Source organism: [Clostridium] polysaccharolyticum, from assembly GCF_900111595.1.
GTDB classification, from domain to species: domain Bacteria; phylum Bacillota; class Clostridia; order Lachnospirales; family Lachnospiraceae; genus Clostridium_AI; species Clostridium_AI polysaccharolyticum.
Window position 1 is genome coordinate 86,862 of the sequence record NZ_FOHN01000002.1, and the last position, 21,941, is coordinate 108,802.

The following is a 21,941-nucleotide window of genomic DNA, read 5'->3' on the forward strand; positions in this document are numbered from 1 at the left end:
CACATATTCCAAAATATGCCTCATTATAATCATAACTTTTATAAATAGACAAAATTCTATCTTATAAATGAAACTAGCATAATAATACAAACTTTTTTTGTAAAAGTCAATATACATTGTTTAGAAAAATTGCCTAAAATATATCTTTGTAAACTTTTTCTTAAATTTTTTTGTTCATCTCGCTATTTTTCCCTCTTACTTAACATTTAACGCATATCACTTAAACCAGCGTCCTGAATTTTGGCAACCAAATTATTCCTCTTTCCTTATGTGTGTGATTTCTTACTTTTGATTTGTTCCTTTTTCCCTAGTAAAATCTATATAACCAAAACCTTTTTCTCCCTGTCCAGAATGATTTGAAAATATGCATCCTGTTTCTATTATAGAAATTCAGACGTTTTATGTCAAGTTTTACTACATTAAACAAAACATTTATTTTCAATTACTAAACCTACTGATTTCTAATCTAAACAAATCGTTATATTCGCAAACAAAGATAACCAAAAACGCATTACTAGCAGAATTCTCTTTCATAATAATTTCTTGTTTTTTTTCATTTTTGATCGTATCATAGAACTGTTTGCAGAACTAAATTCGTAAAACAGACGTTCAGCAGATATACAAAAAATATGAAAAACAGAAAGAATGGTGTTACTATGAAATATACTATTTTCATTACCCCACTCATTGGTGCCCTTATTGGATACATCACCAATTACATTGCAGTAAAAATGCTGTTTCGGCCTTTAAAACCAATTATGATTGGAAAATTTAAAGTTCCTTTTACCCCTGGTATTATCCCAAAGGAAAAGCCTCGTCTTGCGAAAGCCATCGGTGAAATCGTCGGCCGCCGTCTTGTAACAAAAGATGGTTTAGAAACCATGCTTCTATCTGACAATGTAAAAGAAACACTCCGTAATAAAATATCTGGAATTTTTCAAAACTCAGATACTACACTGGAGCATTTTCTTGCTGCGAATCTTTCACAAGAAAAGACAGATTCCCTTAGAGAAAATATAACCACAGAATTTACAAAACATATTGTAATCACTTTACAGCAGGCTAATGCAGCAGAGCTCTTGGCAAAAGAAATTATCGGTTCCATCAAAGAACATTTTCAAGGCGGTTTTCTTGCCATGATGCTTAATGATTCTCTGTTAAGTTCTATCGAAGGCCAAATTAGCAAGGGCTTAAACAGCTACTTGGAAAATCATGGAGAGGAAATAATCAAACCATATGTAACTGCTGAATATGACAAAATGGCTAACCTTAGTTTAGCAGACGTAAAAGCCTTTACTGTAAAACACGATCTTGCAATTGAAGACATGCTTCTTCATGTTTACGAATATCTAATCCGTAACAACCTTGACAAAATAATTACTCTTCTTAAAATCGACCAGATTGCACAAGAACAGATAAATCAGATGGATGTGCTAGAGCTAGAAGAACTGATTCTCTCTGTCATGAAAAAAGAACTTAACGCCATTGTCAATCTTGGTGCTTTAATCGGTTTTGTATTAGGGCTTATAAATTTACTGCTGAAATAATGGTTTATATTGCTATTTTTATAATATTTTATTATACTAAATATATTCAATTAACGATCGACTTGACGGATACTAGTTATAGCTGAAATTAAGATTCGTCTTATTTCAGCTTTGGCTTACTTAAACATATACGAATTAAAATTTTATTTATGTTTCTAACAAATGAAAAATCTAAGGAGTTGGTATAAATGAAGTACGAATATCACGGAATTCTTATAGAAGAAGCCTTGGATGATAATCGTCTGATTAATACGTTAAAAATCGAAAAAGTTCATATTACAGGCCACAAAAAGCAGCAGGACCGCAGACATCTTTATCAAGTAAAGGTCTCCCAGGAACAGATTAATACTCTTGCTCACCATATAAACGAAGACTGGTACCTTTATTTTTGGAAAGATAACCAGATAACGGTTTTATTCCCAAACAGGCAATTCCAGTTTGATTACCTCAATCGGGATACATGGACAGATGCTCTTAATTATGCTCACTCAATCGGTCTAGATGAGCAGGATATGGATTTCAGTACCTCTGGCCTGTAAAAAGAGTTGCCAGAAGGCAACTCCTTTTTATGAACCAGCAGCGAGAGTGTAAGGAACTCATGCCTTCTTTCTCACATTATTTCTTCGTAAAAATTTTCTTTTCGTACCGGCTTTCCAAAATAATAACCCTGTATGTAATCTGGTTTTAACTCTTCTACTGTCTGAAGTTCTCTTTCCGTTTCTACACCTTCCACGCAAACTTTCAAATGAATGCTATGGGCCATATCAATAATATGCCTTAATAACTTATAATGATAGGAACTTTTCATCGCTTTCATCACAAATGTCCTATCAATTTTTATTACATGTACTTTCAAATCACTTAGGTAACACAGATTGGAGTAACCAGTTCCAAAATCATCCAGTCCCAGTTTGATTTTCTGCTTTTGAAAGTTTTTAATAATATGGCGAATTGTTGAATCTGTCTCCACAAATCCACTTTCCGTTAATTCGAACAATACATACTTTGAATCCAGTTCATGTTCTCTTAACTGATGGATTACATCAAAAGCTATGTCACTGTTCTTTAACTGTATGTAAGACAAATTAATATTCATGCGAAATCCTGGTATCATCGTCTGCCATTCCTTACATTGTTTCACTGCCGTTTTCATAACCCATCTTCCAACAGGCACGATTAATCCGCTTTCCTCTAGCATTGGCACAAATACAGAAGGCGGCAGGCTTCCAAATTCTTCACAGCTCCAGCGAAGAAGTGCCTCTGCTCCTGTAACTTTTCTAGTATTTACATCAACAATTGGCTGGTAGAATACCTCAAACCCTTTAAAATTATGTTTTACCGCATGCCTTAGTTTTTCTTCAATATCTAATTTCATTATGTACCGGTCATACTCAGTCTTCTCAAAAAGACAGATGTCGTTCTTTCCACGTCTAGTAGCTGAATTAAATGCGAAATCTACTTTCTTGCACTGTTCCACATAATTGTCTACACGAGAATCAAATTCTGCTACTCCAGCAGAAACGGTATAATACACTGGAAACTGCATTCGTTCATTATACTTATTTACTTCTCCCTTTATACAGCGAAATAACTGTTCTGCTTTTTTAGAGCTATTACCATTCATTGCAAAAAGAACCAGTTTGTCTGCACCTGTCTTATAAATTCTTACGTTATCATCCACAAACCCTCTGATGCACTCCAAAGTACATTGCATAATATCTTCCGCCATATGCAGCCCGTACTTCTCATTGATTTCCTTTATATTGTCTATCCCCAGCTTCATAACATAGCCTGTTGTATGAACCTGCGAATTGGTTACCGAACAGAAATCCAGAATAAACTGGGTATTGGATAGCAGGATATCTTTACTCCTAATCTGCTTTAAAGACATCTGGCGTATGCATCCTACTATAATATCAGATGTATCAGGATAATCGACTATCCTTTCAAGATGGCAGTTTATGTTCATTATTTCCCCTTGCTTGCTGTAACAGCGACAGTTAAAATCCTTTTTTGCATAACCATCCCTGACTTTTTCTATACATCTTAATACATACTGAAGTTCTTCTTTATATATAAAATTCTGAAATAACTCTTCTGCGGAATAAAACTTTGTCTTAGGCAAGTCAAATTTGAACATTGCAGATTCTGAAATGCAATAAGTGTCATGATGAAAGTCTAAATAAAACATATACTCTTCTACAGTTTCTGAAAACACATTTTCCGTTCCGAAACAGCTTAACGCTTCTTTTTCCATCAAAATGCCTTGCGCCTTCACTGAGCCACCTCCATTTTGTCATTTCTTGTCTAAATGTATCTATATATAGCTTACTCTATATTATATGCATTGTCTACCTGACTACATGTCGCTACTTAACTTAGTTGGTATATATTTTATACTTTTTAATGTTTTTTTGAGGACGGATTCCTAAGAAAACTCCCCTAGAATTACTAGTAAAACTTCACATACCAGTCCATTCTTCAGACAGAAACGAACAGGTCGCTTTCTCAAAAAAACGACCTGTTTCTAATTCATTTCTGTTCTGTTTCCTGCTTATGCAAAGAGGATAAAGGACCAAGATTTCCTTCTTTAAAATGCTTTCGGCAGACAGAGACATATTTGTCATTGGCTCCTAAAACAATTTGCTCTCCTTCTTTGACTGCTACTCCCTGTTCGTTGTAACGCATATTACAGATTGCCTTTTTTCCACACCAGCAAACTGTTTTTATCTCTTGTATTGTATCCGCAAGTTCCATAAGACGTCTGCTTCCTTCAAAAAATTTATTCTGAAAATCGCATCGTAATCCATAACACATAACTGGAATATTCAGATTATCTACGACATCAGACAAATAATCTATCTGCTGTTCTGAAGCAAACTGTGCTTCATCTATAATAATACACTCATATTGTTTTAATTCTTCTTCTGAGTAATTTTCAATAAGATCCTTTAAAGTGATACACTCTTCTTCCATACCCATTCTGGAACGAATGGTATTCACACCATTACGAACATCTACTTCAGACTTAACCAAAAGAGCCTTCTGGCCTCTTTCCCAATAGTTATAGCGTACCATCATGGCATTTGCTGACTTAGAACTTCCCATTGCGCCGTAATAAAAATATAATTTTGCCATAATCTCCCCTCTATTCACGTTACTATTCTGTTCTTTCTCTATTTAATCACATATACATAAGTTCCTTCTTTTACAGAGATCTCATACTCTTCAATGACCTTAAAACCATTAGCTGGGGCATATTTGCGAACTAAACCCTTATCATGGGAATAAAGAATGATAACCGCATCTTTGGCTAAATGCTGTTTTATTTTATGGAAAAACTGAATATATATCTGTTTTATTTCTTCCTTGCTTATGCGTCCCATTGCAAACGGCATATCTGTAATGATTTCATCAAAAAGATAATCATGTCTGAAATCAAAAAAATCCCGATTAATATAATGGACAATCTGGCGTGCATTTTCAGTATTTTTCCTTGCCTTCTTAATCGCATCACCAAATATATCTATGCCATACATAGTATCTGCTTTTGTCACCTTATGTCGTTCATTTAACATAGTTCCGACTCCACAGAACGGATCCAGTACCTGTGCACCTTCTTTTTGATACTTTTTCGTAAGTGCTACTGTTAATGCAGCATTGACTGGTCTTATGCTGGCTGCAACTGCCTCTTTTCGATACTGGAAACGAGAATCTTTTAACGTAAATAATTTTAACAATACATTAAAATTCCCATCCTTATTTTCCACAAACCGGATTTCAATTTCATAATTTGATGTAGTATTAATCAGCTTTCTTTGTGACTTTTGCTCAATGGCAGATGACAGTTTTTTTGCAAATGCAGCTTTTTTCCCTGGTTCCATTTTACTCTTTAATTCAATACGGAAATAAAAAGGTACCTCTCCATCATGTCTTTCTTTTAAGAACGCAAGAAGCTTAGGAGAAACTGCTTTTTGTGCTGCCCCTTCCACATCCATTGGACAGCTTAATACTCCTGGCACTAAAAATAAAAGTTCGGAATAGGTGCGAATTGGCAATACTTCTTCCAACGAACTGGCTTTTGCCTGAATTCCTGCACTAAATGCTCTTGCACGCGTTCCTTCTGGCAACTGTTCCATTGTAACCCCAATGTGATTTCGGTTAGTCAGCAGAATAATATCTGCTGGTAAATGCTCTCCTGTAAAAGCATGGCCTTTTACCCCTTCCATTGTTGCCACTAGATTGAATATTGCACGCATTTCTTCCCGCATATGTTTTCTGTTCTCTTCCGAAAATTCTGCCTCAGACAGTTCTTTTAACCGCTCTTTCAGCTGTGGCATGATACTTCGGTAATCAAGTTCCTGGATTGCAACAAGATAAGAACTTTTCACGAATAACTTTGTTTCTGACTGATATGCCTGATACAATGGTTCTAGGAAATCCTGTATACCAAGTTCTCCCATTACCAATGCGGCATTTTTTCTTGTCTTGGCATCTTCATGGTTCAAAAGACCGGTAAACATATCATTGTACTGGCTTCCTATATGAAACAGCAATGCATGTTTATTGTTTCCCTCTTTCAATTCCTGCTTTAAAATACTTAAATTCTGTCGGACATTCTCGCCCTTTACGATTGCATCAAAAGTTTCACGAATCATGTTGCTCTCCTATATCTTCTACCTAATCTCATTTCTTCCCTAAGAATACGAAATAAGTTCCTGAATAATTTCTTCTTCCTGATCATATATAAAAAAGTGTTTCCCCATATATAATTTCCATTCTACCTGGCAGCCTAATAACTCTTCCCATTCTTTCTTTAATGAAATTTTATCTAAGTTACCATTCCATATTGTTACAGGACATTTCATTGGAACTGGTACAAATTGGAATTGACTAAGCAGTTCCACATCCATTTTTAAATCTTCAAATGCCATATCCGCCAGTTCTTCACATGCCAAGACTTCTTCACTGATTCCACCTAAGGAAATATACTCTTCCCGAAATTCACGTTCTGAACATTCCCTTGGATCTTTTGTCTTGACTGATAACTTTCTACAGCCAGAAAATATAATACGTTTTGGCAAAGGCAAGTTATTCTGATACAGTCTGCTGTACAGTTCATATTCCATGCGGCTGCCCATACTGTGACCGAAAAAGATATAATCATCATCTGTTATAGAATTGGCTACTTTTTTATAAACCAGATCCACAAGTTCGTCCCAGCTTGAACACCTGTAATTTCTTCTATCCTCTTTCAGATCCGTGTAAACAATACGCACAATGTCATAATTGTTTTTTAACTTCTTGACCCATTGACTATAACCAAGTCCTAGAGAACCTGCATAAGGAAATAAAAATAATTTTGTCATGTACTCTTTCCTCCCCAATTCCTGTAAAGAGTTTTATCCTCTCCTTTGTAATCACTTTTTCTATTGTATCAAAGCATAGAATAAAAAGCAAATAAACTTGCCAGAGTGAAGAAAAATATCTTCATCACTTGATCCAGACAGTACTGACATGGACACAAAAAACGACTATAACTTCAAATCCTAAAATTAATGTTATAGTCGTTTTTTTACCCCTATATTTTATTTACCCTAGCAGCCTCTCAATATTCAGTCTCCCCCATCCCTGCTTTCCATGTGGCTGCCCCAAATCATCCGAGCATTCCCTAAGCTTTAATTTCACATCTCGTGTTGTATATTCAGGATGCTTTGAAAGCATAAGGGCAGCAGCTCCTGACACAAGTGGCGTAGACATTGAAGTCCCACTCTTTTCTGTATAATAACTCATATTTCCCTTAGAAAAACCAAACAAAGGATTCTGACGTTTCATGGCATTACAGCTTATAATGCGGCTTCCCGGCGCAACCACATCTGGTTTTTTTATACAAGCACTGGTTGGTCCTCTTCCCGAATAATCTTTTGTGCTCTTTCCCATAAGATCCACTGCAATATCATCATCAGAAGCACCTACTGTTATTACTTTCCTGCTTATGCCAGGAGCCCCAATGGTTTTTGGATGTGGACCGCCATTTCCCGCCGCTACTACAACCACAATGTTATTGTCCCATACCATATCCACTGCTTTTACCAGTTCAGAATCTTCACTGATAACAGATTTTGCCGTTGTCCCAACTGAAATATTTACAATACGGATATTATAACGCTCTTTATTCTGCACAACCCACCTTAATCCTGCTACCACATTATTAATGTCTCCATTTCCCTTCTGATTGAGTACCTTTACTGAAATGATATTACAGGCGGGAGCCACTCCGCAATACATCCCCCTAGAAGCAAAACCATCCCCTGCCAAAATACCCGATACATGTGTTCCATGACCATTGTCATCATACATTTTACTGCTGCCATTAACAAAATCCTGAAATGCAATAATTCGATTTTTCACGCTTACAAAATCTGGATGTGGAATAATACCAGTGTCAAGAACGGCTACACCAATATCCTGCCCCAGAATATTCTGACTGTGTGCTGCTTTTAAATGTATAATATCAGAAACTCGTTCCATACTGTTCCCCTACTCTCTGCCAGACAGATTCTCCCTATTTAATATCATATGCCAAACCTATCTTTCTTGTGAAAAGGAACAAAAAAGGATTATACACCAGGCATAATCCTTTTTTGAATCCTTTTCATTTAATTGCTTTAATAATTATGGCATTATCCCGATACCAGGCCTTTTCCACTCTACGAAATCCTGATTCCAGAAGCAGCGAAATCTGTTTGGAAAACGCATTACTAATACTTCCAACAATTTTATTCCTATCCTGAATGACACCTTGTTCAATATAAATCCCTTCTGCATCCAAAGCTTTGTGGATTTTCTTGTAAAGCGTCAATGTATTCTTCCTGCTACGTTCTTCCAATTCCATAGCGGATAACACTACATCATAATGTCGAACTCCCAGATCTGCACTAAAATAATCTCCATAAATGAGACGAAGATGCTCTACCCGTTTCCCCGTCTTCTCCTTCAGCAGTTTTTTCAGCTTTTCTTCTTCCTCAATTCCTGTTACTTCAATTTGAGGATTATAGCGTATGAACATTCCATACTCAAGCTCTGTACAACATCCCAGATCAAGCAGCTTAATAGGCCCGTTCACAGGAAGCAGCCTGGCAATCTGAACATGTATCTCTTCCAGTGCATATTTCATCAGTATCGTCCCCTTTACCCAAGCAACAAGCAAGCAAGGAATTGGTATTTCATCTTATGTATTTATTTTATTTCTACCTTTTCTCCATTCAGTATCTTGTTTGTTGTCCTCATAGCACACATTTTACCACACATAGAACAAGTGTGTCTATCTGCTGGAGGCAAACTTTCAAAGTATTCTCTTGGTTTTTTGCTGTCAATTGCATAAGAAAACATTTCTTCCCAGTCTATTCTTCTTCTGGCATCACTCATCTTGTCATCCATTTCTCTTGCCCCTGGAATGCCTTTTGCAATATCTGCTGCATGAGCTGCAATTTTAGAAGCAACAATACCTTCTTTTACATCATTTACATCAGGCAGTCTTAAATGTTCTGCTGGAGTAACATAACACAAAAAATCAGCTCCATTTGCCGCAGCAATAGCTCCACCAATGGCAGAAGTAATATGATCATATCCAGGTGCAATATCTGTTACTAATGGTCCCAGTACATAAAATGGAGCATTATGGCATAAGCGTTTCTGCATAGTCATGTTAGCCGCAATTTCATTCATTGCCATGTGTCCTGGTCCTTCCACAAGAACCTGTACGTCTTTTTCCCAGGCACGTTTTGTTAAATCACCAATTTCAATCAGCTCACAGATTTGTCCTGCATCTGAACTGTCATGAATGGAACCTGGACGTAATGCATCTCCAATACTTATAGTTACATCATATTCTCGTAAAATTTCAAGCACCTCATCATAATATTCATAAAATGGGTTTTCATTTCCTGTCATCTCCATCCATGCAAACAGCAAAGATCCACCTCGCGATACGATATTGGTTAATCGTTTCTGTCTTTTAAATGCTTCAATAGTACGACGGTTTATACCAGCATGAATCGTCTGAAAGTCAACCCCTTCTTTTGCATGAGCTTCCACTACTTTTAAAAAATCTTTTGCTGAAATATCTAATAAATCTTTTTCCAGATACCCAATTGCATCATACATTGGTACGGTACCAATCATAGCTGGAGATATTTTGATTAATTCTTTACGGAAGGTATTTGTTTTTCCATAGTTACTTAAATCCATAATTGCTTCGCATCCAAAATCAATAGATAATTTGACTTTTTCCATCTCCTGTTCATAATTTTTACAGTCTCCAGAAATACCAAGGTTTACATTTATTTTCGTGCGTAGCCCTGTTCCAATTCCTTCTGCTGACAAAGAAGTATGATTGATATTAGCAGGAATTGCTATTTCCCCTTTAGCTACTCTGGAAATAAGTGTTTCCATTGGCATAGTTTCTTTTTGTGATACAATTTCCATCTCTGGTGTTACAATCCCTTTTTTTGCTGCTTCCATCTGTGTCTTATAAGCTCTCATTTTATTTCCTCCTAATTTGCCTTGGTTTCCTTATCAAACCATTCACATTAATTATTTTATCTTTTCTACCAGATCTTTGAGCTGGCGTGCTGCCCTCTCAATATCTGGTTTTGCAATAATAGCCGATACAACAGCAATTCCATTTATTCCTGTATGTTTAAATTCCATCACATTTGTTTCATTAACTCCACCAATGACTATTATTGGTATTGACACGCTTTCACGAATTTTTAATAATTCTTCTCTTTTTGTTACTTTCGCATCTTTCTTGGTACTGGTAGCAAACATAGCACCTACTCCAAGATAATCTGCTCCATCTTGAAAGGCTTTAACTGCCAGCTCTTTTGTAGAAGCTGTTACACCTACAATTTTATCTTCGCCTAGGAGCCGCCTTGCTTCTTTCGCAGGAAGGTCGCTTTGTCCAATATGAACTCCCTCCGCATCTACTGCCAAAGCAATATCCACACGATCATTAATAATCAATGGAACATTATATCTTTCTGTTATTTTTTTTATGGAAACAGCTGTCTCATAAAATTCCTTGGCAGAACAAGCTTTTTCTCTTAACTGAATTAATGTTGCACCACCTAGAATTGCTTTCTCTACCGCTTCTTCTAATGTACTGGTACTCATTAAATCTCGATCTGTACAAAGATATACAGAGTAATCCACTTTTGCTTTCTCAAAGTTCTTCAATTTTTATCCTCTCCTTTATGTATTTACAATCCGTCTTGCAGCAATAAGAACTTTGCCACGCCAGATGGGTGTCGCTGTTTTTTAGCTGTCGCTGTTTTTTAGCTGTCGCTGTTTTTTAGCGACTATCTTCCTTACCCATCTGTGCGCATCCTGTGCCCTTCTTTTTCAGGGCACTTTTTATTTGATAAGGAAGGACTCGCAGAGGACTTTCTTATCAAATAAAAAAAATCGCCCCCCTAAGGTGACGACTGCATATTGAAACAAGAGTTACGTTTCTATATTTTGCTCCCTACGGCAGTATTAACTGACAGGTTCAAAGGGTCAGGTTTTACCTTCTCAACAATAAAGTCCCCCTGCATAACTTATTTAATTTTACTACGTTTGTATTATAACATTGCAAAATAAAATGTCAATAGTTTGAACATTCTCAAAGGTTATGTACATTTTTATACCATACTTAACTCTCAAACACTTTAAAAAACTGTTATAATAACTAGTATATTTAACAAATAACTTATTATAATCGTATATATATAATTTAAAGGTGTTAAATAGCCCAATATATAAACCATTATGGACACTACTATCCACGTTCTATTATTAAACAAAAAACTCTTTGTTTCCTTATCCTTAAAAGAAATTGCTTTACACAAAAGAACAAGAAATATCAATGCAATTAATATATGTTGAATCAAATTCAATTATTTTCCTCCTTCCATATACAATTTTCATATTACCATCGTATATAGTGATCAAGCATTTTTGTAACACCAAAACCTGAATCCTCTCATTTACTATGTATGGCTTCTGGTGTTTGTTAATATATTTCCACCATAAATTACCTTTTTTTATTCTTACTATGTCAAATTATAATTACCAGAAATATTTTATGAGCATTTGCAAAACAAAAATTAAATTTCGGTTTATAATATTTATTTCTAATATTTCACTTTAAACATAGATATTTTAAAAATGCTTGGCTATGGTTTGTGCATGCTCCACTAAACGTCGAAATGAACGTTCAAATCTGTCATCATCTTCCTTGGTTCGCTTTCTTGGCCCTTTTCCATGAAATCTCTTGTTGGCTTTTCTCTGCACCTTAGACAAATGCCGTTCAAATAACATCTGATCCATATTCCTATCATCATATATCTTTCCACTAGGATGAATAGCAAATCCTTTTTTCCCCAAAACCATAGCGGCCACACCATAATCTTGTGTTACTCCTATGTCTCCCGCCCTAAGACGGTTAATCAATGCAAAATCCACCGCATCTGCACCTTGCCCAATCACAAGTACCTCTCCATATTCAGGGTTCAGAATATGATTGGAATCCACTAAAAAAAGCAATTGCACATCATATTCCTTCGCAACTCTCTCAATTATTTTATTGCATGGACATGCATCTGCATCCACTAATATTTTCATTTCTTTCCTTCCATTCTCTCTGTTTTTTCCTATTAATTCCTTATAACCGTTAATATGCAATCACTTGTTTCCATGTTTTTGTGTAAATGCATAAAATTCAGGAGATACAATCTGCGAAATCCTGCTTTGTACAAGTTCTGTATTCTTTATTGTTTCAACTCCTCCAAGAGGCAGCGAAATACCTAAAAACGGAATCAGGCCGTCTATAACTTTGGAAAGATCTGGTGTCTCATTTACTTTTACACAAACCGATTCTCTTTCAAAGTAAAATTTCATTGTCCTGCAATTGGTGTTTTCCAAAAAAGCTATCTGCAGTTTCAACACTGGTTTTTCATCTTCCGTATAGGTTAAAATTCCCCATGCCGAAATCCTATATAACTCTCCATGAATATCCAGCACAGAATACTGTGGCCTTGCAAATCCAATTGGAATCTGAAACCTTAATTCCTTTTCTTCTATATCCAATATAAGAAGCCCCTTCTCCTTTCGGAACTGGAAGCTTTTGATGCCCTGTGAAAAATTATTCTGCATGGTTTGTATAAATAAAGGAATTATGCTTGCACTTGTCTCTTCATTTACATAAAACTTAATATCCGTAATCTGTTCAAGCCCATACGGGAAATCAGATACCAGACTTGAAAACCTGCTTCTTTTTTTAGATACCGCTTTTGGCCATCCATTCTTCCTTTCTGCCATATTACGCACTCTTTCAAACGGCTTTTCAAAGGATAGTCCACCTATATAATTTCTTAATTGGGAATACATCATATGATTGGGTTCCATAGGCTGCTCTGGACAAAAATCATCCCCCGCAAAGTATTTTTCAATGATATCCATAAGTTTACTCTCTAAGAACAGGTTTTCATTACTAGACAGAATTGAAATCACCATATTAATGTCAGGAAGAACAATGGTATTCTGGCCTAAAACGCCATTCATAATAAAGGAACCCCTCCGCTTTCCTATCCAGATCTGATATCCATATCCATACTGGTTTATAAAATGTGGCGTATCTATCTGCTTTTTCGTCATCTCAAAAATCCATTTTTCCGGAATAAGCTGCTTGCCCTCCCATTTACCTTTATTAAGAAGAAGCTGTCCTATTTTTGTTCTGTCCTCTAGTGATATATAACAGCCCCATCCACCTTTTACAATAAATTCAGGGCTCTCTTCCCAGTAAATATTTTCAATTCCCAGTGGTTCAAAAATGTGCTCTCTTAAATAATCCATTAAAGTAACATTTGTGGTTTTCTGTATAATAGCAGATAACATATACGTATTCATGCTATTGTAAGCAAATTCACTTCCTGGCTTAAACGACGGCATGGCGTCTAGAAAACTTCTTCTCCATTCTCTATCTATTACGGCTCCTACTTCATTAAAAGCAATACCAGATGACATAGTCAATAAGTTCTGTATTGTAATATCTTTTTGCAAAAGGCCTTTTATAAAATGATACTCTTTTCCAAAAATGGAAGCCACAGTATCTGTTAACGCAAAATAACCTTCTTCAATTGCTATTCCTACTGCTATTCCAACAAAACTCTTGCACAATGAATGCGTGATTCTCCAAGTATCTAGTTCATAAGGTGCATAGGCCCCTTCTAAAACCACTGCTCCATTTCGTGCAATCATAATACCCTGAGTGTGTACTGCTTCTTCCCTATCTAGTTCCATTAAAAACTCTTTTAAATACTTTGAAGAAATTCCCTGTTCTTCTGGCGTGCTCCTTGGCAGTTTCTTCTTTGCTTTTCTTTTTACATAAGACGGCTTCTGGGGTTCAAATTCTATATACGAAACCTTATTGATGTTTCCATTTACTATTTTTGAAAAGAAGTCCAGTGTTCTTACACGTAATTTAATACCCATATTTATCCCTCATTGCTTTTTTGTTATGTAACTCTGATTATTATACCTCAAACCTTTTATCTTTAAAACCCAAATAACAATTTGTCGAATTTTTTCTTTTTTGGAAAATGAATTCTTTTTTGTTTTTACATTTTATTGGAAAGCAAACAAGCCGTAGTACATAAGATATGATTGTAAAAGATTTTAGGAGGATTTAAGTATGAGTGATTTAGCAGCTACAAGTTGTGGTGGCGGATGTAATAGTTGTGATGGAGGAAGCTGCAGCTGTATTATCTGGATCATCCTTATCCTTTGCTGCTGTGGCAACAATGGTTTTGGCGGATTTGGCAACGGCTGTGGTGATGACTGTGGATGTATCATCTGGATCTTACTTATCCTTTGCTGCTGTGGTGGCAACAATGGTTTCGGCGGATGTGGAAATTCCTGCTGTTAATGAATTTGTAAATCTCATAAACGGCGTTGCTAACCAACGCCGTTTCTTTTATTATATAAAATCGTTGAAGAATAGAGAAAATGTGGTGGCTTTTCTTTATTTATCCTCCCAGATTCTATATATTCTGCAAAAAATCTCATAAACGGCTTAGTTCATATCCTTCTCCTTTTTCAAACAATCCAGACAGTCTTTGTCTATTTCATAAATAGTATTTTCTTCTATTATAAGATCGCTAGACACTCCACTTATTCTCTTATAGGAATCAATAGAACTAACCTTCAAAACATTTCTATCCTTCTTCTGGTTTAATGAAATCTCTCTATCTTTCATATCCTATCCTCCAATTAGATATAAATCGACTTCCATAATTTATTATATTTCATTTTTCAACAAATGTTCACCATTTCCTGTTGTTTTCTTTGTAAAACAGCATTTCAAAACCCACGGAAATGAAACTTTAATTCCTGCACTCCCACTTGCAACTGTTCTCTATTTCCTCTATAATTAAACCCAAACTGATTACATACTATCGAGAAAAAAGAGGTGTTTATATGGCTGGTTCCACATTTGGCAATCTGTTTCGAATTACTACCTGGGGAGAATCCCACGGGAAAGGGATTGGTGTGGTAATTGATGGCTGCCCTGCCAACGTAAAACTATCAGAGGATGACATTCAGGCTTATTTAAACCGAAGAAAGCCTGGCACATCCCAATACACAACTCCTAGAAAAGAAAGTGACTCCGTATCTATCTTATCTGGTGTTTTTGAAGGGGTTACAACTGGATGTCCTATCTCTCTTGTTGTTATGAATGAATCCCAACGCTCCCATGACTATTCGGAGATTAAAACTTATTATCGTCCTGGACACGCAGATTATACATTTGATGAGAAATACGGATTCCGTGACTATCGTGGCGGCGGACGTTCTTCCGGACGGGAAACCATAGGTCGTGTTGCTGGTGGTGCTATTGCCGCAAATATTTTAAAAGATCTAGGAATTACCGTTACCGCTTATACCAAATCCATTGGTCCCGTTTCCATTGACTATGATCATTTCGATATCAATGAAATCCATAACAATGCAGTCTGTATGCCTGATGCAAAAGCCAGTCAGGAAGCTGAAGCTTTTTTACAGAAACAGATGGAAGATATGGATAGCACAGGCGGTGTTGTTGAATGTATCGTTCATGGACTTCCTGCCGGCATTGGAGAACCAGTTTTTGATAAACTGGATGCAAACCTTGCAAAAGCCATGCTCTCTATTGGTGCGGTAAAAGGATTTGAAATCGGTTCTGGTTTTGAAGCCGCATCTATGGCTGGTTCTATACAAAATGATGCATTTTATTCTGAGGATCAGAAACATGTCTTGAAAAAAACCAATTATGCTGGAGGCGTGTTAGGTGGAATCAGTGATGGTTCTGATGTAGTATTCCGTGTCGCTTTTAAACCAACACCTTCTATATTTAAAAAACAGGAAACAATAAACCAGAACAAAGAAAATATTGAAGTCCAGATCAAAGGACGCCACGATCCAATTGTTGTTCCTAGAGCAGTTGTTGTAGTGGAAACAATGGCAGCAATTACCATTACGGATCTTCTATTTGCAAATATGACTTCCCAAATGAATAAAATCAAAGAATTTTACCAAAAATAATAAGGCCAGACTTCATGGCAATATCGGCACATTTAGCTTCATTTTCTTGCTAAATGTGCCTTTTTCCTGCTAAATACTCCTTATTGACAGAAACTCTTTTCTATGTATAATATTATGTTGTACTGTTTAGTAAAACTAAGATCTGAGTTTATTATAGATATACTTTTATAGAAAGAAGGTACACCATGAAAATCGGGCATAAAATTAAAGAACTTCGGATTCAGAAAAGTTTAACCCAGGAAGAACTTGCAGATCGCAGCGAATTATCCAAAGGATTTATTTCACAGTTAGAACGTGATTTAACGTCTCCTTCCATTGCTACTCTGGTTGATATTCTGCAATGTCTAGGAACTAATCTGGAAGAATTTTTTTCCAACACATCTGATGAGACCATTGTGTTTCATAAGGCAGATTATTTTAAAAAAGTGGATACAGAGTTACATAACTCCATCGAGTGGATCATTCCTAATGCCCAAAAGCATATGATGGAACCAATTTTGCTAACTCTTGAAGCTAATGGCTCCACGTACCCTGATAATCCCCACGAAGGAGAAGAATTTGGTTATGTCCTTAACGGAAGCATTACCATTGTGATAGGAAAACAATCCTATAAAGCGAAAAAAGGGGAATCCTTTTATTTTATTCCAAACAAACAACATTACATTAAAGCAACTGGTAAAAACGGAGCCTCCCTTATCTGGGTTTCTACTCCACCAAGCTTTTAAACGGAGGTGTACGAATGGCAAACAAATTAATTGACTTAGTAAATATATCAAAATCTTACGGAAATCAAGTCATTTTAGATGACATGAATTTATATTGTAATGAAAATAAATTTCTTACACTGCTAGGACCAAGCGGATGCGGAAAAACAACTACGCTTCGTATTATAGGTGGTTTTGAAACTCCTGATAAAGGACAGGTTATTTTTAATGGAAAAGACATCACACATTTCCCTCCAAACCAAAGACCATTGAATACTGTATTTCAGAAATATGCTTTGTTTATGCATATGACAGTTGCTGAAAACATAGCGTTTGGTTTGACCATCAAAAAGAAAAGCAAACAATATATCAAAGACAAGATTAAATATGCACTAAAACTTGTTAATCTAGAAGATTATGAGAATCGCTGGCCTGATTCACTAAGTGGTGGCCAGCAGCAGCGTATTGCCATTGCAAGAGCCATTGTCAATGAGCCAAAATTATTATTGCTTGATGAACCATTAGGTGCTTTAGACTTAAAACTAAGACAAGACATGCAATATGAACTGATTCGTTTAAAAAATGAACTGGGCATCACTTTCGTCTATGTTACCCACGATCAGGAAGAAGCACTTACCATGTCAGATACCATCGTTGTTATGAACCAAGGTTATATTCAGCAGATTGGTACTCCTGAAGACATTTACAATGAACCAGTCAATGCCTTTGTAGCAGATTTTATCGGGGAAAGCAATATCATCCCTGCAACTATGGTTGAAGATAAACTGGTAAATATCTTAGGAACTAATTTCCAGTGTGTGGATGTCGGATTTGGCAGAAATAAACCTGTTGACGTTGTAATCAGGCCAGAAGACATAGACCTTGTTGCTCCTGAAAAAGGAATTATCAAAGGCCGTGTAACCTCCCTTATTTTTAAAGGCGTACATTACGAAATGGAGGTTATGGCAAACGGACGTGAGTGGCTTGTTCATAGTACCGATCTATGTCCTGTGGGCTGCGAAGTTGGTATCTGGGTAGATCCATTTGATATCCAGATTATGAATAAACCAGAATCTGAAGATGAGGAGGCCGTTGAAATAAATGAATAAGAAAAAATATCTTGCTTCCCCTTATCTGGTCTGGTCTGTGGCTTTTATCATCATTCCTTTGCTTATGGTGATTTACTATGGTTTTTCTACAAAGGAATTGGATTTTACCTTAGAAAATATAAAATCCATCGGAAGACCAGTACATTTAAAAGCACTTTGGCTTTCTTTGAAACTAAGCTTTCTTAGTACTGCCATTTGCCTGATACTTGCTTATCCATTAGCAAGCATTCTTGTAAATTCTAAAATAAAATCCAATAGTTTTCTGGTTTTTATTTTTATTTTGCCAATGTGGATGAACTTTTTGCTTAGAACTTTAGCATGGCAGACTTTATTAGACAAAAATGGCGTGATAAACGGAATTCTTTCTTCTCTCTCACTGCCACATTTAAATATAATTAATACTCCTACAGCCATTGTACTTGGAATGATCTACAACTTCCTTCCATTTATGGTACTTCCTATCTATAATACGCTAGTAAAAATTGATAAAAACGTTATCAATGCGGCTCGTGATTTAGGTGCTAATGGAGTACAGACATTTTTTAGAATTACCTTTCCACTAAGCATGCCTGGCGTCATCAGTGGTATCACCATGGTATTCGTTCCCGCTTTGACTACTTTCGTTGTTTCAGACATTTTAGGTGGAAGCAAAATTTTATTAATTGGCAACATTATTGAACAGGAATTTATTACAGCCAACAACTGGCATACAGGTTCAGGACTTTCTCTTGTATTAATGGTATTTATCCTGATTTCCATGGCATTAATGACCAAATATGATGCAGACGTGGAGGGAGCTAATCTATGGTAAAAAATATTACGAAGCGTATTTATGTAATACTGATTCTTATTTTTTTATACGCACCTATTTTTACATTGATCGTGCTTTCCTTTAATAAGTCCCGATCAATGGCTGTGTGGAAAGGTTTTACCTTCCAGTGGTATAAGGATTTATTTCAAAATGAATCTATTATGAATGCACTTTACACGACCCTTATTATTGCAACACTTGCTTCTTTGATTGCTACTATTATTGGCACTCTGGCTTCTATTGCTATGAACAGCATGAAAAAGATGCCCCGAGCGGTTTTAATGGGAATTACCAATATTCCCATGCTCAACGCAGACATTGTAACTGGAATTTCCCTAATGCTTTTATTTGTAGCAGCAAACTATACTTTAGGATTTTCTAGTGTATTGCTTGCACACATTACTTTTAACATACCATATGTAATTTTAAGTGTTATGCCTAAGTTAAAGCAGACCAGCCGAAATACTTATGAAGCAGCTCTTGACTTAGGTGCATCACCAGTATATGCGTTTTACAAAGTAATCCTTCCAGATATTTTTCCTGGAATCTTATCTGGGTTTTTATTAGCATTTACCATGTCCTTAGATGATTTCGTAATCACCCACTTTACCAAAGGACCTGGTGTTGACACACTCTCTACCATGATTTATTCGGAAGTACGAAAAGGAATTAACCCAGAAATGTATGCCTTATCTGCTTTACTATTTATCGGTGTCCTGGTTTTATTAGCCATCATCAACCGTAAGTCAAATGAAACAAATGAGTAAGGAGCATGCCATGAAACATAAAGTTTTCCTATGCCTCATTATAGCAGGTCTTTTCCTGACTGGATGTGGCAAAAAATACGATCTTTACATTTATAACTGGGGACAATACATTGACGAAGATGTCCTAAAAATATTTGAAAAAGAGACAGGTCTTTCTGTTTCTTATGAAGAATTTGAAACTAATGAAGCAATGTATCCAAAGGTTGCCAATGGTGCTGGTGATTATGATGTTATCTGCCCTTCTGATTATATGATTCAGAAAATGATTGAGGAAGATTTACTTGCTCCAATTAATTACGATAATATTCCGAATATTAAATATATCGGCAAAAAGTATATGGAACAGTCAGAAGCTTTCGATCCAGGCAATTTATATTCTGTTCCTTACTGCTGGGGAACCGTTGGCATCATCTACAATAAGAAAATGGTGAAGGAACCTGTTGACAGCTGGTCAATTCTTTGGGATGAAAAATACTATGACAATGTTTTAATGCAGAACAGTGTCCGTGATGCATTTGGTATTACGTTAAAATGGCTCGGCTATTCTTTGAATTCAACTGATCCTAAAGAATTAAAAGAAGCTCGGGATAAATTAATTGAAGAAAAGAAAAAAGGCCTTGTGCAGGCTTATGTAGTAGATCAGGTCCGTGATAAAATGTTAGATAACTCTGCAGCACTGGGTGTTATCTACTCTGGTGAAGCAAGCTATACCATTAGCGAAAATCCAGATTTAGCATATGCTGTTCCAAAAGAAGGTACCAATTCCTGGATTGATTCCTGGGTTATTCCTAAGAATTCCAAACATAAAAAAGCTGCTGAGCAATTCATCAATTTCCTTTGCAGACCAGATATTGCACTGAAAAACTTTGAATATATCTGCTACTCTACTCCAAATATAGCAGTTCGTGATATGCTAGAAGATGAAGCTTTAAAGAACGATGAAATCCTATTTCCTAGTGAAGATGTTCTAAAGAACACAGAGACCTATCAGTATCTTGGAGAAGAGATGGACCAGAAGTATTATGAACTTTGGAAAGAAGTAAAGGGAAGCTGATAGAATCCGTACGCTTATATTAGCGTTTTTTCTATAATTAATTGACAGAATAAAATAGCCATGATAGTCCAATAGGCTTTAAAAAACTGCCAGCATAAATGAAACACATCTTATGTAACCTGACGTTCCAAAGCATTTCATTTAAACTGGCAGTTTTACCCTCTATGCAATTATCTGATTCTCTCAGTCAATCCAAGTTTCTTCTGCACTTTTCTTAAAGTCTTGGTTGAGAAATACTGAGCCTTTTCATCATTTGCTTTAATCATGCTATCGATATATGCTTTATCCTTCGCCAATTCCGCAACACGTGCCTGTAATGGCTGTAAAATATCTGCTACGGATTCCCCAACGGCAAGTTTGAAGTCACCGTATCCTTTTCCATCAAACTCTTTTTCGATTTCGTCATAACTCTTACCAGATGCCGCACTGTAAATCTCCATCAAGTTGCTAATACCCGGCTTATCTTCGCTATAACGGACAACACTGTCAGAATCTGTTACGGCACGTTTGAATTTGCGAATAACGGTATCCCTGTCATCTGTTAAATAAATGCTGGCATTTAAGTTTTCATCTGACTTAGACATTTTTTTTGCAGGATCCTGCAGACTCATAACCCTAGCCCCTTTCTTGCCAATGAAAGGTTCTGGAACCGTAAACACATCACCATAAACGGAATTAAAACGCTCTGCAATATCTCTGGTAATTTCAAGGTGCTGTTTCTGGTCTGCACCAATTGGCACTACATCTGCCTGATATAATAAAATATCTGCTGCCATTAATACCGGGTAAGTATATAAACCTGCATTGATGTTATCTGCATGTTTGGAAGACTTGTCCTTAAACTGTGTCATGCGGTTTAATTCTCCCATATAAGTAAAACAGTTTAATAACCATGCAAGTTCAGCATGTCCACTTACATGTGACTGGTAGTAAATACAGTTCTTTTCAGGATCCAAACCAGCAGCTACATATAATATATATAAAGCTCTTGCTCTCTGACGAAATTCCGTTGGGTTTTGTCTTACTGTAAGAGAATGTAAATCCATTACTCCATAAAAACACTCGTATTCTTCATTCAATGTTACCCAGTTCTTTAATGCTCCAAGATAATTTCCTAAGGTTAAATTACCTGTGGCCTGCATTCCACTGTAAAGTACCTTTTTCCCATTTATCATTTTCATACCTCCAAGGTTGTTTCTTTCTTATTAGTTTAACACAATTCCCCATTATAGTAAATGTCTGAATCCAATCCCTTTATTTTTAAAGGAAGTTCTTGGATTTTTCTAAGAATCTTGTACTGATTTCATTCCCTTATTAATATATT

The 21,941-nt window shown here is 36.1% G+C and carries 19 protein-coding genes, 1 pseudogene and 1 riboswitch; of the genes and pseudogenes, 8 read left to right on the forward strand and 12 right to left on the reverse strand.

Features of this window, described 5'->3' with window-relative positions:
• The first annotated feature begins 629 nt into the window (after positions 1-629).
• Both BMY85_RS01710 and BMY85_RS01715 read left to right on the forward strand, forming a co-directional pair.
• Entirely contained in the window at positions 630-1,547 is a 918-nt protein-coding gene (locus BMY85_RS01710) for a DUF445 domain-containing protein (RefSeq protein ID WP_092475540.1), read from the forward strand.
• Between the two features lie 188 nt (positions 1,548-1,735).
• A complete protein-coding gene (locus tag BMY85_RS01715; RefSeq protein ID WP_092475543.1) occupies positions 1,736-2,086 on the forward strand; it encodes a hypothetical protein in 351 nt (116 codons plus the stop codon).
• A 71-nt stretch (positions 2,087-2,157) separates the two neighbouring features.
• Here the strand turns inward: BMY85_RS01715 and BMY85_RS01720 are convergent, their stop codons facing one another.
• From BMY85_RS01720 to BMY85_RS01770, 10 genes are all read right to left on the reverse strand, one after another.
• On the reverse strand, positions 2,158-3,825 hold the full coding sequence (locus BMY85_RS01720) for a putative bifunctional diguanylate cyclase/phosphodiesterase (RefSeq protein ID WP_092475546.1): 1,668 nt from the start codon (positions 3,823-3,825) through the stop codon (positions 2,158-2,160).
• Positions 3,826-4,079: 254 nt separating this feature from the next.
• Positions 4,080-4,685: a thymidine kinase gene (locus BMY85_RS01725; protein ID WP_092475548.1), complete on the reverse strand. Its 606-nt coding sequence runs from the start codon at positions 4,683-4,685 to the stop codon at positions 4,080-4,082.
• A gap of 38 nt (positions 4,686-4,723) precedes the next feature.
• Entirely contained in the window at positions 4,724-6,205 is a 1,482-nt protein-coding gene (locus BMY85_RS01730) for a TRM11 family SAM-dependent methyltransferase (RefSeq protein ID WP_092475551.1), read from the reverse strand.
• A 39-nt stretch (positions 6,206-6,244) separates the two neighbouring features.
• Positions 6,245-6,916 (reverse strand): thioesterase II family protein, encoded by a 672-nt coding sequence (locus tag BMY85_RS01735; RefSeq protein ID WP_092475554.1) that lies wholly within the window; start codon positions 6,914-6,916, stop codon positions 6,245-6,247.
• A gap of 223 nt (positions 6,917-7,139) precedes the next feature.
• Entirely contained in the window at positions 7,140-8,078 is a 939-nt protein-coding gene (locus BMY85_RS01740) for a S8 family peptidase (protein ID WP_092475557.1), read from the reverse strand.
• Between the two features lie 124 nt (positions 8,079-8,202).
• A complete protein-coding gene (locus BMY85_RS01745; RefSeq protein WP_092475560.1) occupies positions 8,203-8,724 on the reverse strand; it encodes a methyltransferase domain-containing protein in 522 nt (173 codons plus the stop codon).
• Positions 8,725-8,786: 62 nt separating this feature from the next.
• Positions 8,787-10,091, reverse strand: coding sequence for a phosphomethylpyrimidine synthase ThiC (gene thiC, locus BMY85_RS01750; RefSeq protein ID WP_092475563.1), 1,305 nt, complete (start codon positions 10,089-10,091; stop codon positions 8,787-8,789).
• Between the two features lie 51 nt (positions 10,092-10,142).
• Positions 10,143-10,787 (reverse strand): thiamine phosphate synthase, encoded by a 645-nt coding sequence (thiE, locus tag BMY85_RS01755; RefSeq protein ID WP_278280369.1) that lies wholly within the window; start codon positions 10,785-10,787, stop codon positions 10,143-10,145.
• 269 nt (positions 10,788-11,056) lie between these two features.
• Positions 11,057-11,152: riboswitch (TPP riboswitch) on the reverse strand.
• A gap of 601 nt (positions 11,153-11,753) precedes the next feature.
• A complete protein-coding gene (locus BMY85_RS01765) occupies positions 11,754-12,215 on the reverse strand; it encodes a YaiI/YqxD family protein (protein ID WP_092475920.1) in 462 nt (153 codons plus the stop codon).
• A gap of 60 nt (positions 12,216-12,275) precedes the next feature.
• Positions 12,276-14,084 carry a serine hydrolase domain-containing protein gene (locus BMY85_RS01770; protein ID WP_092475569.1) on the reverse strand — a complete coding sequence of 603 codons (1,809 nt, stop codon included), beginning with the start codon at positions 14,082-14,084 and terminating at the stop codon, positions 12,276-12,278.
• A gap of 199 nt (positions 14,085-14,283) precedes the next feature.
• Here BMY85_RS01770 and BMY85_RS01775 point away from each other — a divergent pair, with 199 nt between their 5' ends.
• Positions 14,284-14,517 (forward strand): chorion class high-cysteine HCB protein 13, encoded by a 234-nt coding sequence (locus BMY85_RS01775; RefSeq protein ID WP_092475572.1) that lies wholly within the window; start codon positions 14,284-14,286, stop codon positions 14,515-14,517.
• 147 nt (positions 14,518-14,664) lie between these two features.
• Here the strand turns inward: BMY85_RS01775 and BMY85_RS01780 are convergent, their stop codons facing one another.
• Positions 14,665-14,847 carry a hypothetical protein gene (locus BMY85_RS01780; protein ID WP_092475575.1) on the reverse strand — a complete coding sequence of 61 codons (183 nt, stop codon included), beginning with the start codon at positions 14,845-14,847 and terminating at the stop codon, positions 14,665-14,667.
• Between the two features lie 221 nt (positions 14,848-15,068).
• Between BMY85_RS01780 and aroC the strand changes: the two genes are divergently transcribed.
• The 5 genes and pseudogenes from aroC to BMY85_RS16235 all read left to right on the forward strand — a co-directional run bounded on the left by aroC (position 15,069) and on the right by BMY85_RS16235 (position 20,617).
• The gene (gene aroC / locus BMY85_RS01785; RefSeq protein ID WP_092475577.1) at positions 15,069-16,172 is read left to right on the forward strand and encodes a chorismate synthase; all 1,104 of its coding nucleotides are present in this window, start codon (positions 15,069-15,071) and stop codon (positions 16,170-16,172) included.
• A gap of 185 nt (positions 16,173-16,357) precedes the next feature.
• The gene (locus BMY85_RS01790) at positions 16,358-16,897 is read left to right on the forward strand and encodes a helix-turn-helix domain-containing protein (RefSeq protein WP_092475580.1); all 540 of its coding nucleotides are present in this window, start codon (positions 16,358-16,360) and stop codon (positions 16,895-16,897) included.
• A gap of 14 nt (positions 16,898-16,911) precedes the next feature.
• Complete coding sequence (locus BMY85_RS01795; protein ID WP_092475583.1) at positions 16,912-17,985, forward strand: ABC transporter ATP-binding protein; 1,074 nt, start codon at positions 16,912-16,914, stop codon at positions 17,983-17,985.
• Complete coding sequence (locus BMY85_RS01800; RefSeq protein ID WP_092475586.1) at positions 17,978-18,796, forward strand: ABC transporter permease; 819 nt, start codon at positions 17,978-17,980, stop codon at positions 18,794-18,796. Before BMY85_RS01795 ends, BMY85_RS01800 begins: the two co-directional genes overlap by 8 nt.
• Positions 18,790-20,617: pseudogene (locus BMY85_RS16235) on the forward strand (extracellular solute-binding protein). The gene BMY85_RS01800 and the pseudogene BMY85_RS16235 overlap by 7 nt, the downstream one beginning before the upstream one ends.
• Positions 20,618-20,787: 170 nt before the next feature.
• On the opposite strand, the gene trpS reads toward BMY85_RS16235, so the two are convergent.
• The gene (trpS, locus tag BMY85_RS01810; RefSeq protein ID WP_092475589.1) at positions 20,788-21,792 is read right to left on the reverse strand and encodes a tryptophan--tRNA ligase; all 1,005 of its coding nucleotides are present in this window, start codon (positions 21,790-21,792) and stop codon (positions 20,788-20,790) included.
• Positions 21,793-21,941 lie beyond the last annotated feature (149 nt).

Excerpts from the sequence above, each read along its gene's own strand:
- BMY85_RS01710 (WP_092475540.1), top strand. The coding sequence starts at position 630 with ATGAAAAACAGAAAGAATGGTGTTACTATGAAATATACTATTTTCATT.
- BMY85_RS01715 (WP_092475543.1), top strand. The coding sequence starts at position 1,736 with ATGAAGTACGAATATCACGGAATTCTTATAGAAGAAGCCTTGGATGAT.
- BMY85_RS01725 (WP_092475548.1), bottom strand. The coding sequence starts at position 4,685 with ATGGCAAAATTATATTTTTATTACGGCGCAATGGGAAGTTCTAAGTCA.
- BMY85_RS01730 (WP_092475551.1), bottom strand. The coding sequence starts at position 6,205 with ATGATTCGTGAAACTTTTGATGCAATCGTAAAGGGCGAGAATGTCCGA.
- BMY85_RS01735 (WP_092475554.1), bottom strand. The coding sequence starts at position 6,916 with ATGACAAAATTATTTTTATTTCCTTATGCAGGTTCTCTAGGACTTGGT.
- BMY85_RS01740 (WP_092475557.1), bottom strand. The coding sequence starts at position 8,078 with ATGGAACGAGTTTCTGATATTATACATTTAAAAGCAGCACACAGTCAG.
- BMY85_RS01745 (WP_092475560.1), bottom strand. The coding sequence starts at position 8,724 with ATGAAATATGCACTGGAAGAGATACATGTTCAGATTGCCAGGCTGCTT.
- thiC (WP_092475563.1), bottom strand. The coding sequence starts at position 10,091 with ATGAGAGCTTATAAGACACAGATGGAAGCAGCAAAAAAAGGGATTGTA.
- BMY85_RS01765 (WP_092475920.1), bottom strand. The coding sequence starts at position 12,215 with ATGAAAATATTAGTGGATGCAGATGCATGTCCATGCAATAAAATAATT.
- BMY85_RS01770 (WP_092475569.1), bottom strand. The coding sequence starts at position 14,084 with ATGGGTATTAAATTACGTGTAAGAACACTGGACTTCTTTTCAAAAATA.
- BMY85_RS01775 (WP_092475572.1), top strand. The coding sequence starts at position 14,284 with ATGAGTGATTTAGCAGCTACAAGTTGTGGTGGCGGATGTAATAGTTGT.
- BMY85_RS01780 (WP_092475575.1), bottom strand. The coding sequence starts at position 14,847 with ATGAAAGATAGAGAGATTTCATTAAACCAGAAGAAGGATAGAAATGTT.
- aroC (WP_092475577.1), top strand. The coding sequence starts at position 15,069 with ATGGCTGGTTCCACATTTGGCAATCTGTTTCGAATTACTACCTGGGGA.
- BMY85_RS01790 (WP_092475580.1), top strand. The coding sequence starts at position 16,358 with ATGAAAATCGGGCATAAAATTAAAGAACTTCGGATTCAGAAAAGTTTA.
- BMY85_RS01795 (WP_092475583.1), top strand. The coding sequence starts at position 16,912 with ATGGCAAACAAATTAATTGACTTAGTAAATATATCAAAATCTTACGGA.
- BMY85_RS01800 (WP_092475586.1), top strand. The coding sequence starts at position 17,978 with ATGAATAAGAAAAAATATCTTGCTTCCCCTTATCTGGTCTGGTCTGTG.
- trpS (WP_092475589.1), bottom strand. The coding sequence starts at position 21,792 with ATGATAAATGGGAAAAAGGTACTTTACAGTGGAATGCAGGCCACAGGT.